The sequence below is a fragment of the Cognatiyoonia koreensis genome (genome assembly GCF_900109295.1).
GTDB classification, from domain to species: Bacteria; Pseudomonadota; Alphaproteobacteria; order Rhodobacterales; family Rhodobacteraceae; genus Cognatiyoonia; species Cognatiyoonia koreensis.
Map to the genome: position 1 here is coordinate 836,325 of NZ_FOIZ01000002.1, position 14,712 is coordinate 851,036.

The 14,712-nt window shown below is 54.9% G+C and carries 11 protein-coding genes; 4 read left to right on the forward strand and 7 right to left on the reverse strand.

Annotated features, from left to right (window positions below):
* Positions 1-317: 317 nt before the first annotated feature.
* Positions 318-1,625, reverse strand: coding sequence for a hypothetical protein (locus tag BMY44_RS15655; protein ID WP_089996841.1), 1,308 nt, complete (start codon positions 1,623-1,625; stop codon positions 318-320).
* A 127-nt stretch (positions 1,626-1,752) separates the two neighbouring features.
* Here BMY44_RS15655 and BMY44_RS15660 point away from each other — a divergent pair, with 127 nt between their 5' ends.
* Entirely contained in the window at positions 1,753-1,986 is a 234-nt protein-coding gene (locus BMY44_RS15660) for an SGNH/GDSL hydrolase family protein (protein ID WP_089996842.1), read from the forward strand.
* Between the two features lie 4 nt (positions 1,987-1,990).
* On the opposite strand, the gene BMY44_RS15665 is transcribed toward BMY44_RS15660, so the two are convergent.
* From BMY44_RS15665 to BMY44_RS15675, 3 genes are read right to left on the reverse strand one after another with little or no spacing between them, the layout of a single operon-like run.
* Positions 1,991-3,847: an acyltransferase family protein gene (locus tag BMY44_RS15665; RefSeq protein ID WP_089996843.1), complete on the reverse strand. Its 1,857-nt coding sequence runs from the start codon at positions 3,845-3,847 to the stop codon at positions 1,991-1,993.
* A gap of 21 nt (positions 3,848-3,868) precedes the next feature.
* Positions 3,869-4,948, reverse strand: coding sequence for a hypothetical protein (locus BMY44_RS15670; RefSeq protein WP_089996844.1), 1,080 nt, complete (start codon positions 4,946-4,948; stop codon positions 3,869-3,871).
* Positions 4,949-4,956: 8 nt separating this feature from the next.
* A complete protein-coding gene (locus tag BMY44_RS15675; RefSeq protein ID WP_089996845.1) occupies positions 4,957-6,387 on the reverse strand; it encodes an MBOAT family O-acyltransferase in 1,431 nt (476 codons plus the stop codon).
* A 324-nt stretch (positions 6,388-6,711) separates the two neighbouring features.
* Between BMY44_RS15675 and xrtD the strand changes: the two genes are divergently transcribed.
* The 3 genes from xrtD (at position 6,712) to BMY44_RS15690 (ending at position 11,711) form a co-directional block, all read left to right on the forward strand.
* Positions 6,712-8,310: a VPLPA-CTERM-specific exosortase XrtD gene (gene xrtD / locus BMY44_RS15680; protein ID WP_089996846.1), complete on the forward strand. Its 1,599-nt coding sequence runs from the start codon at positions 6,712-6,714 to the stop codon at positions 8,308-8,310.
* 89 nt (positions 8,311-8,399) lie between these two features.
* Positions 8,400-10,244 (forward strand): Ig-like domain-containing protein, encoded by a 1,845-nt coding sequence (locus tag BMY44_RS15685; protein WP_242650581.1) that lies wholly within the window; start codon positions 8,400-8,402, stop codon positions 10,242-10,244.
* Positions 10,245-10,418: 174 nt separating this feature from the next.
* The gene (locus BMY44_RS15690; protein ID WP_165611864.1) at positions 10,419-11,711 is read left to right on the forward strand and encodes an oligosaccharide flippase family protein; all 1,293 of its coding nucleotides are present in this window, start codon (positions 10,419-10,421) and stop codon (positions 11,709-11,711) included.
* Here the strand turns inward: BMY44_RS15690 and BMY44_RS15695 are convergent.
* The 3 genes from BMY44_RS15695 to BMY44_RS15705 form a co-directional block, all read right to left on the reverse strand.
* The gene (locus tag BMY44_RS15695; RefSeq protein ID WP_089996848.1) at positions 11,708-12,757 is read right to left on the reverse strand and encodes a glycosyltransferase; all 1,050 of its coding nucleotides are present in this window, start codon (positions 12,755-12,757) and stop codon (positions 11,708-11,710) included. The two genes, BMY44_RS15690 and BMY44_RS15695, sit on opposite strands and share 4 nt — an antisense overlap.
* Before the next feature lie 101 nt (positions 12,758-12,858).
* The gene (locus tag BMY44_RS15700) at positions 12,859-13,665 is read right to left on the reverse strand and encodes a galactosyl transferase (RefSeq protein ID WP_131801623.1); all 807 of its coding nucleotides are present in this window, start codon (positions 13,663-13,665) and stop codon (positions 12,859-12,861) included.
* 103 nt (positions 13,666-13,768) lie between these two features.
* Positions 13,769-14,572 (reverse strand): SAM-dependent methyltransferase, encoded by an 804-nt coding sequence (locus BMY44_RS15705; RefSeq protein ID WP_089996850.1) that lies wholly within the window; start codon positions 14,570-14,572, stop codon positions 13,769-13,771.
* Positions 14,573-14,712: the final 140 nt, after the last annotated feature.

Below are 14,712 nucleotides of genomic sequence, written 5' to 3' on the forward strand. Positions count from 1 at the left end.
CTTTAAATACAGTAACTTAAAGAACTTAAACGGTCTTCTTCGGTGGTCTTGATCACCTGATTGCGGGTCGAGAATGACAAGAATCGGCGAAGTTTCGCCTTATTTCTGGCGAAATTCGGCTTAGCGGGCCACGCTCGGCGATTTCTTGCACGCCACACGGCCAAGGCATTTTAATTATTTGATAATAAAGCTGTTTTCGATGTCGCCGTCACATTCAAGTGCGGTCGTGACCAGCGTCGCTGCTAAACAGTTTGAATCCCCCCCAAGACGGCGGAAAATGGCCGAACCGCCCCTTGCGCAACCCACAATCGGGCCGGTCAGTGTCCGCTTGAATGTACGGCAAGTTGGTCAATCCGCTCCTCAATCAGCCGCAACATGGCCTGGTATGCCGCACTCTCGATCGTGCCATAGGTCTGGAGGAATTCGTCTTCGGGCATAAGGCCGGGAATGCCGTCAAAGTCGATGATATAGCCGCTCTCGCTTGCCAATGACGCGATAGCCGTACCCCACTGCTCCCGGGACAGGCTCATAAAGTGATCCGTAAGCCGGATGCCAGACAGATTGGCGGCAATGTCTGTGAAATCGAACCCACCTGCACCGGATACCGTATCATGCAGTTCTTTGAATTCCCCGATCGAGAACGAAACCCCGCGGTTTGCTGCCGCCCGGAGTGCCGCCGACGCAATGAAGTGTCGCCGACTATCGATCCGGTCATTGAGGGTGACTTCGGTGCAATCTGCCGACCATTCTTGATCAGGACCTGTCGTTGTGATGGCAAGGCGTCCGACAAGTGCGCCGAAATCGCGGGGGCCGCAGGCGCGAGTCAGTGCGAAGACAGCCGCCGTGTAGGCATTGGCAAGGCCGTCATCGTTTTTGTTTTCAAAGGCGTCCTGCATGGCAAATTGCAGGTAGGGGCTGAAGCTGCCGGCAAGTGGCAGAAGCCCGTCATCCATCGCCGTGCGAAGCCTTGCGTAGGCGGCGTCGATCTGTTCCGGCGGCGGAAATTCTTCCCCGCGGATCGACCCGAAGATGTTGCGGACAAGTCCGTTATCACCCATTTCGGACAGCGTGACAGAGAATGCGATTTCGGTCCCGTCGATCTGCATTGCTGAGGCCACGCTGGTAAGTGTATCGCCCACGCCATCCCCAAAGTAGAGATTGGCCGCCGTTTCCGCGACCCCCAATGCTAGCCTCGGAGGGATGCTCCACCCACCCAACGTGACGTCTTCTAATGCAAGCGCGCCGTCGAATTCTGGGATTGTCCCGGACGCGTTGATCCACTTCTGCCCACCCGGCCACGAAACGGGCACTGAGGCGCGCCCGACCAACATATCCCCCTCAAGATTCACATCTCCACGAAAACCGGGCAAGAGGCGCGCACCCAACCGGACAGCTGAATTGAGCTGTGGGATTGTCGTAATGACTGGGACGCTATCATCCGTTTCCACACTTGTCGCCAGACGCAGGTCCTGAACCAGCTTGCGGGCGGCGACAACGTCATCGGGGGCAGGAGGTGGCCCTGCTGCGACAAGAGGTGCATCCTCGATGACAAGGAATATGGCCAATGCGGCGAGAGCGACAAGTGCGATGGTCAGCCTCCACAATATGCCAAAAATCCGGCGCATTCATCTCTCCGACCTGGTCCGAAGCGATGCGATGGTCAGCATCGGGCCTATTCTCAACCGTACTACACTGTCATGACCGATCCGCTGCATCATGACAACGGTCTGCTGGTAAGGGGGCGATCTGTCTTTGTCATTGGTTTACCGTTTGACCGTCGCCGCAAGCTTCAAACTGGTGACGGCTGCACTGGAGATCTTCAAACGGTGGGCTGACGATCGGAAGGTTGACTGGGTTGATCTTGGACATACGCCGATGACCCACGAGCTTTACCGCGACGAAATCCATCCCAATGCCCAAGGCGCGGACAGGATAGCGGGCGTCTTAGCGGATGTGCTCGGCCCGCGTTTGCAGAGTTGCCAGTAGCGGCTTAGGTGTCCGGGAAGATGCGGCGCAGGATATGGAGCGCTCCGCTGGGCGTTAGATGTCCCGCGTCCCATGCAATGGGTTCGAAAACACCGGCGTCTGTTGTTATAACGGCATCGCAATAGCCATCGTTATCGCAGATGTGCGGCAGGATCGGGACGAATGTCACGCCGTGCCGTGCGGCGATGGTGCGCAAGACGTCATCAGCCGCAAGCACATCTCCGATATCCGCCTTGATCCTGTGATCCTGTGTCAGGGCCAGATCCAGCGAGATCAGCCTTTTGGGCAAGGTTGGCGAGAATTGTGGCGTTCCACCAATGATAGTGATGTTGGTGATACCGGCCTCTTGCAGCCGTTGCACTGTTGCGTTGAGGTTGTCGAGGTATTTGTCAAAGCCCCACCAAATACCATTCAGCACGACATGCGGGTTTTCGAGTTCGGCAATCACGGCAAAGGTCGCATCGTTGATTGCTTTGCAATTGGGCCGTTCTGGCATGTCGACTCCAAGAAGTGGCGGACAGGCCGAAGCTGTGCGCTGACCAACCTCTGGGTCGTTGAGGCGCCAGCCGCTCGTGAGGGCGGCGGCATAGCTGTCACCCCAGATCACCGTTTCACCCGTACCCAGGCAGCCATCATCGAACTGGGTATAGTCAAGTTCAGGCATCATGAAGCAACGGCCCTTGCGATAGGCCGCATCGCGGTCAAAGCTCTCCCATTTCAGGATATCTTGCTGTGCCGCAGTCAGCCGTTCGGGGAACCCGTCTTGGGATCGAACGAACCAGCCCGTTCCACTGAAAGCGAGTATGCCGACAAGGCTGGCCGCGAAGATCTGGTTTCGCCGGGGCAGCACCGACGCGGATCCTTTGCGGAACGGCTGTTCAATGTAGCGCCAGCTGAGCCAAGCAAGTAGTAGCGAGACGACACCAAGGCCGAGCAGTGTCGGCGTGCCGGATTGGTCATAAGACCTGATCCGGGCGAATGCGAACAGCGGCTGGTGCCACAAATATGCGCTGTAGCTGACCAGACCAATGCCAACGAACCCTTTTGTACTAAGCAGTTTGGAAACCCAAGTTGTTCGGTCGGAATACAGGATGATCAGGACTGTTCCGCCCACCGGAGCCAACGCATAAAGGCTGGGGAATGGTGTGAATTTGTCGAACGCGAAAATCGCATAAATGATACCCGCAAGCCCCATCGCAGCCAGCAGGTTGTTACTTTTGACGCCGTGTCTGGAAATGATGAAGGCCGCGATTGATCCCGCCAGCAATTCCCATGCCCGCGTCGGCGCAAGGTAGAAATTGGCCGATGGGTAATTGCGCCACCCCCATTCGGACAAGGCTAGGCTGATCGTTGCTATGACACAAATGCTCCAGAAGACTGGGTTGCGTCCGAACCGCCATAGCAGCAAAAGATAGATCGGAAAGAGGACGTAATACTGTTCTTCGACGGCGAGGCTCCACGTGTGCAGAAGCGGCTTTTCCTCGGCTGCGGCAGCGAAATAGCCTTCCTGCCGCCAGAAGATGATGTTCGAGATGAAGACACTGACTGCCATCAAACTGACGCCGAAACTGTAGATTTCGTTTGGGAGCATCCACGCCCAGGCGAATGGCAAACAGCACAGCATGACGAAAAACAGAGCCGGCAGAATTCGGCGGGCGCGGCGTTCATAAAAGCGCAGAATACTGAATTCGCCGCGTTCCAGTTCATCTATCAGGATGGTCGTGATGAGGTAGCCGGAGATCACGAAAAAGACGTCGACCCCGACAAACCCACCGCCGAAAAGCTCTAGTCCGGCATGAAACAGGATCACCGGCACGACTGCGACTGCCCTCAAGCCGTCGATTTCCGAGCGGTACTTCATGACAGCGCGATCCTTTTCATGTCAAAGATCCAACATGTCGATCAGGTGTTGCGCAAACATGCGGTCCACTTGTGGGGTGTAGTGTCCGTCGCCCAGATACCCCGACAGGTCTGTCGGATCGAATAATTCTGCTGTCGCGAGATAGGGGATACCTTCTGCATCCATGGTAGATTTCGTAATGGCCAGAATGTCCGGATCGAAGCGGCGGTTTGTCTGCACCAGCATTACCACGGGGAATTGGCCATCATCGCGCGCGGTTTTGGCGAATTCGCTGATCATGCGGGGCAATACTGTTTCATAGGGGTAGATATCACCGCCCACAAATTCACTCGCGACATCATCTAGGTGCGATTGCGCGAGGGCACGGCGCGTCAGCCGCGCAAGCGGGGATGCGTCGAGCCATGGGGCCCCATATGTTATCTTGGAGTAATAGGCGTCGTTCTGGTCCAATTGCGCATACCATTCTGCCCGCGCCACCGGATCAGATGCCAGCGCGCGGTGTTCTTCTGGCGTCGTGATGAGCGGGTCAATTCGCACAAGTCCGCCTGCCGTGTCTGGCTGATAGATCGGATACGTCAAAGGTGCCGGCTGTTCGAAAACACGGGTTTGGTTGCTGTGGGTTGCCATCGCGGGCACGACCGAGGACAAAATCCCGAGAACGACGATATCGCCTTCCCGTCGGTTGGCGCGGTCGTCCTGAAACAAGGCATAGGTGAAGTTGGGCGATCCAGCAGGACCAGCATGGGATTCCCAGTTCAGATCGGGGCGTAGGGCCAGCGCCTGATCCCGGATGTTCAGTGTGAAGGACATACCGTAGCTGCGAATGAACGGCCCGGTATCCGATGACTCTTTGGCAAAACTTGCGGCTGAACTTGCGACTGTCTCAGACCGCCATCCGATGTCGTAAAGGTTTCCGACCAGATTTGGTTCAGCTTCCCAACGCGCAAGCTTTCCCGGGACCGACCGGCCGTAGTCGAAGAAATAGACAAGCGATCCGAACCGACCTGTCCGCTCTGCCCAGGACAAGGTCATCGCGACGAGAACATCCAGCAACGCAAGAAGAACGAGAGTCAGGCATGCTGTCTTGAGCGTTTTTCGCATGTCCTCTCCTAAAATTGGAAGTAGATGAAACTGGACGTCGTTGTCGTCGCACCAAAGGCGAAAAGATAAATCATACAAGCCCATAGAGCGGCCCGGCTTACCAATGGCCAGCCTGAATAGAAACGTACGTTCCCTGTTCGCTCGGTGAACATGTCCCAGACAAACAGAAAAACCATGCCGAGAAGTGCGGGGAATGGGGGCATTGGCATGGTCAGACCCATTGGCGCAGCTGAGAGACCCAACAACTTACCGGTGAAGTCGCTGATTTGCGAGAAAGAAGTCGCCCGGAACAGCAGCCAGCCGTAGCAGACGATCTGAAAGAATGCCGCGATTGCAAACGCCCGTTTGAGCCAGCTCCAGAAGGTGCGGTTGGTGCCTTCACCGCTATGTCCGTTGCGCCCGGTCAAAGCCCGGTGGATGGACAGCAGCGCGCCCTGGTAGATGCCCCAAAGAACGAAATTCCAGGCCGCACCGTGCCAAAGACCGCCAAGGGTCATGGTGGCCATCAAGTTGCGGTAGGTTTTGGTCGGCCCGCCCCGGTTGCCACCCAACGAGATATAGAGGTAATCGCGCAACCAGGTTGACAGCGAGATGTGCCAGCGCCGCCAGAATTCCTGTGGATCGGCCGCAAAATAGGGCTGGGCGAAATTCCGCATCAACGAGAAACCCAGCATCTTGGCAACACCGCGTGCAATGTCGGTGTAGCCCGAAAAATCGCAATAAATCTGTATCGCGAAAAGCCACGTCGCAAAAACGATATCCAGCCGCGTCGGATCGGGGCTGCTGTAGACCGCGTCCACTGATGGGCCGATTGCGTCGGCGATCACCACCTTCTTGATCAAGCCGATCAGGACCAGCACGACACCCCGCGATAATGCCTCCCACGACAGGATGCGAGGTTTTGCAATATTCGGCAGGAGGTTCCTCGCCCGCTCGATCGGGCCCGCGACGAGTTGAGGGAAAAACGCGACGAACAGGGCGAAATCGAGGAAATCATCAGTCGGTTTCAATTCCTTGCGGTAAATGTCGATCGTGTAGCTGAGCGTTTGGAACGTATAGAACGAGATTCCGACAGGCAGGACGATCGACAGGGTAAAGATGTCAGCTTCGTATCCGAACCCAGCCAGAAGGCCGGCAAAGCTGTCGACGAAAAAGCCCAGATACTTGAAGACAGCCAACATACCGAGGTTGCAGGCGAGCGAGACATATAGAAGCCGTTTGCGCCGGGTTTCGCGCGTTTCCCGTTCCATCGCGAGACCGACGAAGTAATCAACCAGCGTGCTGAGCAGGATCAGGCTGAGAAATCGCCAGTCCCACGCCCCATAAAAGATGTAGGATGCCACGAGCAGCATGCGGTTTTGGGCCTTGTGCGACAGAAGGACGTAGGCGAGCCCGACAATCGCGAAAAAGCCCCAGAAACTGAGCGTCGTAAAAAGCATATACCTATCAAATCATGCACGTGACGGCGCAAACGCGCGTGCCCGGCCATGGAGCAAAAAGTGGAACGTTCAACATGGCTTAGGTGCAGATCAGTGACTGATGCAAGCCGCGCGGTGCCTGCACCGCTAGTTTTCGACGTATGGTGCGTGTTTCTGGAAACAATCGCCACTGGATAGGACTATGGTTCGCGATCATACCCCATTTCGATCATTTTATCGTCAGGGCTTGACGGTTAAGGTGGCCAGAGGGCGAAGAATCTGGCAGTTAACATTCTATTCTGCTTCAAAAAAAGTCGTTTCTCGTTGAAGGTCGCGTTGGTGCCCATGTCCAAATCCATTCAGCCAGCACCCAGTTTGGTATCCGCATTCACGCATTGGGGTGTATTCTGGCTGCTTGTGGCTGTCATTGGGGCCGGTGTTTTCTTCAGTGATGGTATCAATACAATGCTGGTTGCTTGGCAGTTGCCAGAATACAGCCACGGTCCCCTCATCCCCGTTCTTTCAGCTTTTCTATTTCTCAAGCAGTTGAAAGATTATCCAATCAACCCCGATGTGCATCGCAACCGCTGGCCGGGTGTTTTCCTGATCGCGTTTTCGCTGATGTTTGCCACATTGGGTATTTTGGCCGGGATCGGTGATCTTGTCGCCTATGCGCTGATACTATGGGTGGGCGGGATTCTTCTTGTGAGCTGGGGTTGGGACACCGGCAAGCATTTCTGGCCAGGTGTCTTGCATCTTGTTTATATGCTTCCCTTACCCGGTGTCATCTACTTCAAAGTGACGACATCGCTGCAGTTGGTGTCTTCGGAATTGGGCGTGTTTATCCTGCGTCTGCTGGATATTCCTGTCTTTCTGGATGGGAACATCATTGATCTGGGAACCCTGAAACTGCATGTCGCGGAAGCCTGTTCGGGCTTACGTTACATGTTCCCGATCATGAGTTTTTCCTACATCTTTGCGACGCTCTATCGCGGGCCAGTTTGGCACAAAGTGACCTTACTGCTTGCCGCGGTTCCAATTGCGATTTTCATGAACTCCGTGCGGATCGCTGTGGCCGGTATCATTGTGCAGTACTACGGCAACGACTGGCTCGAAGGTTTCACGCACTTCTTTGAGGGTTGGGTGATATTTTTAGCCTGTATTGTGATCCTTTTCGGGTTGGCTTGGTTGATGCTGTTCCTGCACCCCGACCGCCCCCGCCTGACGGAAGCGCTTGATCTGGATACTGACGGATTGGCAACCCAAGTGGGTCGTTTACAATACGTCGAGGCGTCGAAAGCTTTGATCGTGTCCAGCCTTATGGTGCTGGCAAGCGTACTTGCCCTGCAGTTGCTGCCGGATCGGGGCGGCGTAGCGCCGGAACGCGACAACTTTGCACTTTTCCCACGGTCTATTGGTGCATGGGACCAGCGTGGTCCAAGCCGACCGTTGACGTCGGATGTTGCTGCGACGCTTGGGGCAGACGATTACCATCAGGTCACGTTCACCCGACCCGATCAGCAATATTCAGTCGATCTGTTCATGGCGTGGTATGACGATCAAAGCCAAGGCGGCGTCCACAGTCCGGAAATCTGTCTGCCGGGTGCAGGATGGGAAATCGCCTGGCTTGAGCGGAGCGACATCACGCAAGTGGTCGGGTCTGAAGTGCCGTTCAACATCAACCGTGCCGTGATTCAAAGAGGTGAAACGCGCATGATGGTCTATTACTGGTTCCAGCAAAAAGATCGCCGGATCGCGTGGGATTTTGCAGCCAAGTTCTGGCTGATGGTCGATGGCGTTCGCACGGGGCGGACAGATGGTTCTTTGATCCGTATTACGACATTGATCGGTCCCGATGAAAGTGATGTCGAGGCCGAAAGTCGTGTGAGAGAGTTCCTGATCGAATTGCAGGAGCCGATTGCAAGATTCATACCAGAGCAATGATACGATCTAACGGGCATCTGCTGTGCTTTGGACGCGCTACTGTTTTGCTTTGCGTTCTCATCTGGGCAACTAGCCTTCCGGCCCAGACCATGCAGGAAAAGCATCTTCCGCTTGATGGCTGGATCAGTGATGATGGACGCAATGTCCATCTGACATGGCGCGACGCACCGCGCGCCCATCGCGGTGGAGTTGAGGTATCGCGCAGGCCATATGGTGCTACGGGTGGCGACACCTGGCAAACAATCGAAGTTGAGCCGCAGCAGGGCTTGCATGTGCTCGACCCAGACACACAACCCGGATTCGCTTATGAATATCGCGTTCTACGGCGCAATCCCGATGGTCAGGTGAACGATGTCGGGTATTGGCTGACGGGGCGCGACATTCCATTGCGCAACACTGACCGGATCGTGCATCTTGTCGTTGACCAGTCTGTCTTGGACTCGATTGAGCCCTATTTGGTCCGCTTTCAACGCGATTTGATCGGTGAAGGGTGGCAAGTGCGCCGCTACGCGATGCCACGTCACGCTTCGTCTGCCGATCGCGACAATTTGGTCGCTGTTGGGGGCCTCAAACAGGAGCTGTTGAAGAGCTACGATGCTGCGCCGGACGTGACGCATGCGGTCATTTTGGTGGGCCACGTACCGTTTGCGCGGAGCGGGATGGGTTCACCGGACGGACATGACCCAGCCCCGCATGCCACAGATCTGATCTATGGCGATGTTGATGGACAATGGAGCCTTACGCTGGACGGCACCCTGCGAAACGATACGTTGCCGAGCGACGCGATCGAGATGCAGGTTGGCCGGATCGACTTTGCCCCCATCGCAGACGGCGATTTGCCCCGTGAAGTCGGGCTCCTGCGCGATTATTTTGATAAGAACCATAATTGGCGTCACGGACGATTGGGTGATCTTCGCGAGGCCTATGGCAAGGGGCCGAGTCTGATCGGGGAGCTTAGCGCGTTGCGCAACGTCGTTGGTCCGAACGCGATTGCGGAGGGCGGCCATCATGATGTCGGTGAACGCCAGCCCTGGCTTTGGGGGGTGAATTTCGGAGACGCCGCAGGACACATTTATGCGGAGCGCTATGCCAACAAAGCTGTTTTCGCGATCAACTTCGGCAGTCACAAACAGCGCATCGACAAGTCGCGCAATGCGATGACAGCCTTACTCGCGCAGCAGTGGTATCCGCTGGCTGTCGGTTGGGGCGCACGTCCCACGTGGTGGCTGCATCACATGGCTTTGGGGGGCAGTATCGGCGACGTGCATATGCGCACGGTCAACAATGGAATCGCGGCAGAACCATACGATGTCAGCATGGACTATTATCCGACGGGCCAATACCTGTGGCGCAATCCGGTCTGGGTCAATTTGCTGGGAGATCCAACACTGCGCGCATTCCCTTTGAAATCGGCAAGCGATTTTCACGCGCAAACGTCCAACGGGGGCGTTCAACTCTCGTGGACTGCTTCCGCTGACCCGGATGTAAATGGATATGTTGTTTACGGGATCGAGGAGGATGGCCGCGCGATAGTGGTCAGTGGTGAAACACCTGTCGTAGAAACGGAAATGTTCAATCCTGTCGTTCGGCAGCTTTATATGGTCCGTTCGATTGGGCAAAAGCAGGTCTATGCCGGATCGTTTCAGACACTGTCGCAGGCGATCCTTGCACGTTTGGATCAGTCACCAATCGAAGCTCCTGAGTGGACCGTAACTGTCCAAAAGTCTGAAAAACTTGACCTTGCAACCCCAGACGGTGCGGAAATCCTAGGCTTTGTGACAGGTCCGGATCAGGGCAGTTTGGCCCGAAATGGTGAAATATGGGTCTATACGCCACTGCCAGATTTTATAGGGACGGTTCAATTGCAATATGTGGTATCAGACGCGCTGACCAGCGCAGTGGGCACGCTGACAATCACAGTGGATGACGGCTAAGGGCGAAACGGCCTATACAGGGCGCGGTGCAATTCAGGTGGACCGAAGGGACCACCGCAGGAGGCAGGCAGTTCGATATCTAATATGAGCGCATCGACAGGATCGTTCCGGTCCCAACTCTCTACCGCATCAAAGCACCTTAGCATCCGGTTTGCCTCGAGCATCGGACTTCGTTTGGTATCAACTATCGTGTTGACGCGATTGTTGGCCCCCGAGATCTATGGAGTCTTCGCGGTCGTCCTCGTTTATCTGTATTTTCTGGAAATGATTTCGGACCTCGGGCTTCGGTCTCTTGTCCTGACCCGTGAAGGCGAGGTCACGGACGTGTTTCTGAAGACGTGTTGGACAATTTCGATCCTGCGAGGCGGCGTGATTCTACTGTTCTCAATGGTGCTGTCATTGGTATTTTTGATTGCGCAGAATGCTAATTTGTTCGCCCAAGACAGTCCATATTCAGCATCTGTATTGCCACCCGCGATTGTGTGCATTGGGTTCGCCGCATTGATCCAAGGGTTCGAAACGCCGATGCGTTTCATGAGCGAACGCGAAATGGCATTTGGGCGACTGACCGCCGTCGATCTGGCGCGCAATGTCGTCACACTAGCGGTCACTATTGCTTTGGCTTTTTATCTACGGTCTGTCTGGGCGCTCGTGATTGGTCAAATATTTCGCTCTGTCATTCACGTCATTCTGAATAATGTCGTGTTTCCGGGCCCCAAGCTGGCGTTTTGCCTTGATCGTGAAAGCATCCGTGTTCTGATCAGCCGCGGTAAATGGGTGCTTGGTCAATCGACACTGACCGTTTTATCGCAGTCATTTGACCGGATATTTCTTGGTTTCGTCATGACGTCCACGACTTTCGGTTTTTACTACACAGCCCGCCAGTTGGTTGATCTGGTTCCGCAGTTCCTGCAGGCGTTGAACAATGCTGTGATCCTTCAAGTCTTCCGCAAGCTACATGAGTCCACGCCGGAAGACTTTCGCCGAAATTATTACAGGTATCGCCTTGTATTGGACGGGGCTGCAGGACTGGTTGCTGGCGGGTTGATTATTGCCGCTCCGTTATTCGTGGATATCATCTTTGACGACCGATATGCCGGGGTCGCGCCGATCATGCAGATACTTAGCCTCTCGATCCTGATATTTGGTCTGAATATTCTGCAGAACGCGTTCAATGCTCAACACCGCTTTGACGTTGTCACGAAGTTATCGATCATTTCGGTTCTGAGTCTGGTTGGCGGGCTCGCTTTCGCAACGTTCGTCTTGGATTCTGTGACTGCTGCCTTGTTCGTCGTTGCTTTGCACCGACTGCCCGAGGCAATTGTCGTAACTTATATGGGTCATCGCCGCGGCTGGGTCGTCTTGTGGCGCGAAGGAATTATCATTGCTGTCTTTGCTTTGGGTGCGCTGTTAGGCTGGGGTGTGGTTCAACTGGCTGAATTGGTATTCTGGCAACCTGTCGGCTAGGTACGGACCAAGCTTTCGATCTGCGAGAAAGCGTCCAGAACTCCGGCTTCGAAGTTCGCCCTGTTATATCTTTTCGCGATGATCTCGGACGCTTTGCGACGCAAACCATCAAGGCCCTCCGGATTGCTCCGGTAGCCTGCGATGACGCGGACCGCTTCTTCGTAAAATAGGGTCACGTTGTTCTCCGGGACCAGGATACCGGTTGACGCGTCAAAGAACTCATCCCCACCGACTCCGGCATAACCGATTACCACGCTACCAGTCGCCATTGCTTCAGCGGGGGGAAGGCCAAATCCTTCGCGATCGGAAAATGACAAGAAGAACAATGACTCCCGGATCAGGCGCGCAGCTTCTTTCGTTGTGACCCCGCCGATCGGTACGAAGGAGATGCCTTCAAGTTCTGGCGCTGCTTGCAACGTTTTGACCAGCGCTGTCGCCTCACCACCGCGTTTTCTTGGCATATACGCAATCTGAAATTTCTTCTGCGGCTGGAAGCTGTAAAGCTCATCCGAGATGTAAAGTGGGAAGGTTACCGGTTCCTTGCCCAAGACCATACGACTGCCGGCTGAACATGCATCTGATACGGACAGTGACGTCAGATACCTGTCTTTTTCGAAACCTGGCTTGGCAAACGCATACAGTAACGAAAACGGGTTTTGGTTGAAAAGGACAAGCGGCAGGTCCGAAGGTAGATTGTGCGGCATCCATTCCGAGACCCATTCCGGAACAACCAGAACATCGTCTTTCTGTCTTTCCCACGCTGCGCAAGGCTCGGCATTCTTGCGTGGCCGTTTATTTCGCCCGAGGGCGATGTCACGTATCAAGCGGGCCTTGTTTTTCAATCCCGACAGGTCGCGGGGCTGCCGCATCGATTGTGACCAGACACGAGGGGCTCGCTTTGTGTGAATGTTATATTCGAAATCCGGACGGTCATAGATGGCAAGTGCGGGGATTCCGTTCGTGTTGAGAACCTCGATCACGTCGAGTGTTACCGATATCCCACCCCGTGCAATCGGTGTGTCGGGAATGAAGAATAAGAACCGCATCAATCATATCTACTTTCTCGCTAGGCATTTTCTGACTGAAATACGGGGATAGCACAACCGACCGGAGGCTGGCCGCCCTGTATCAGACAAAGGATCGCAGCCTATGCGCCGCCCAGGAACTCATCCTTGAATCTTTTGTCTACACGTCTCAACTTTGCGATCTTTGCAGGAAGCGTCCACGGGCGCAGTAGGCTGTCCTTGTTGATCACATATTGCCGCAACATCGAGTTTGAATTGCTGTGCGAGTTCGGGTTGTTGACCATGTAGACCGCGCCATGAAAAGGGAGCGGTTCAAGCGGTTTACCAAGGTCTTCAAAAAGCTCGGTAATGCCGCCGTGTGCACCGAGCCAGGTCATGACGTATTTACGGAAGTTTTCGTCATCTTTTTCAGGCAGGGGATACAGATCTGCCCGCACGATATGACTGGACCCGCTGGTCTTGTGAAATCTGTCGATGGACATTGCAAAGGCACCATCAGGATCGATCCCATAACCCTTGTTCAAATACCAACCGTTCGGGCCACCGTTGTCGCGCACAAATTCTGTCAGATCGCGTGACACGAGGTCATCGTCATCCATCACCATGAAGTAACGGGAATCAGGAAACGCCTTTATCCCGGCCCAGACACGACGCCCCTTGTCGAACAGGAAGAAGTGTAGCGCTTCCTTGAAATCATGCTGCTTGAGTTCGTGCTGCGGGTTTGGCCCGAAATCGACCCATGCCACCTCGAACCCTTGAGGCAGTTCGGGCAAAGGCGTCCCTGGATTGGCCACGATAACTGCGCGCCAGTTGTCACAGGTCTGTGCTGTATAGGATTTAAAGGTTTTGCGCAGAATCTGCACCTGCATATCGCGGTTACGCAGGTTGTCCGGATGGCGGATCGGAATAACGAACGTCAGATCTTTCATGGTCGCCTTCATTCGATCAATTCAGCACTGCATTCGAAAGCATCAACAGGCGCTGTCATTTAACGGCGCGTTGCGCCAATATCCACTGTTCACGTGACACGGACTAGCTATTGATCTTGCGATAGACAAGGATCTGCGTCGATGCGAGGCCCGGCAGGATATTGAAACGGCTGATCACATCGTTGATACGCAGCAAGATGTTGCGCGTCCAACCAGTCAAGCGTCGCTGGTGTTCGGTCGCCTCCGCAGCGCGGCGCGCAATCCGCTTGAATCCCAGCGTCGCCATGCGTTTGTCTAAATCGCGCAAGTTGAACCGTAACACCCAAAGACGTTCGCCATTCATGGTGTACCAGTTACCAGTCCCAAAATCTGTCTTTTCGCGATCCTTGAGGGGCTTTCCCATCACTGCACGCAAGGCGCGTTCAACCATGAAGTCTGCCGATCCTTCCATGACAAGCTGCAACGCAAGGCTTCCCCCTGATTCGACCGCATCGGCAAGACTCTTCAAGGCCTCATCCACCTGTGGCACGTGAATGATTACGCCCCAGCTGAATACAAACCGGTATGGTTTTTCTGGGTGAAATTCGACCAGATTGGCCTGTCGGAAGGTTATTTTGTCATCGACGCCGGCTGCTTTGGCGCGGTCGCGTGCATGAGACAGCATCGTTTCCGAGAGGTCGATAGCGTGAACGCGACAGCCGTAGTTGGCGGCGCGGATGGAATGGACACCGGGGCCGCAGCCAGCATCAAGCACCAGATCATCGGGCTTTGCACCCATCGCGTTCAGCATCCAGGGGATGGAACGGTCATAAAGTGCGATAGCCAAAGGCGGATAATAATCTTCGTCCCAATCGTTTACTGTTGCTTCTTGCTCAAAGACAGCGCCTTTTGGTTCAATCGCATTCATCAAAAAAATGTCTCCAAAAGCTTCTGGGGCCGGGGCCTTTCGGCCGCGGCACCCAAACTATCTTCGTCAGTGAACCACAAAGCAAGCTGCGTTTCAAAAGTAGGCAATCAGAACGGTCCTTCCTGCGTGAAAGCGGGATC

What these genes read in the sequence shown, in the direction of transcription:
- BMY44_RS15665 (WP_089996843.1), bottom strand. Translation starts at nt 3,847, where the DNA reads ATGAAGTACCGCTCGGAAATCGACGGCTTGAGGGCAGTCGCAGTCGTG.
- BMY44_RS15700 (WP_131801623.1), bottom strand. Translation starts at nt 13,665, where the DNA reads ATGAAAGATCTGACGTTCGTTATTCCGATCCGCCATCCGGACAACCTG.
- BMY44_RS15655 (WP_089996841.1), bottom strand. Translation starts at nt 1,625, where the DNA reads ATGCGCCGGATTTTTGGCATATTGTGGAGGCTGACCATCGCACTTGTC.
- BMY44_RS15675 (WP_089996845.1), bottom strand. Translation starts at nt 6,387, where the DNA reads ATGCTTTTTACGACGCTCAGTTTCTGGGGCTTTTTCGCGATTGTCGGG.
- BMY44_RS15685 (WP_242650581.1), top strand. Translation starts at nt 8,400, where the DNA reads ATGCAGGAAAAGCATCTTCCGCTTGATGGCTGGATCAGTGATGATGGA.
- xrtD (WP_089996846.1), top strand. Translation starts at nt 6,712, where the DNA reads ATGTCCAAATCCATTCAGCCAGCACCCAGTTTGGTATCCGCATTCACG.
- BMY44_RS15695 (WP_089996848.1), bottom strand. Translation starts at nt 12,757, where the DNA reads ATGCGGTTCTTATTCTTCATTCCCGACACACCGATTGCACGGGGTGGG.
- BMY44_RS15670 (WP_089996844.1), bottom strand. Translation starts at nt 4,948, where the DNA reads ATGCGAAAAACGCTCAAGACAGCATGCCTGACTCTCGTTCTTCTTGCG.
- BMY44_RS15705 (WP_089996850.1), bottom strand. Translation starts at nt 14,572, where the DNA reads ATGAATGCGATTGAACCAAAAGGCGCTGTCTTTGAGCAAGAAGCAACA.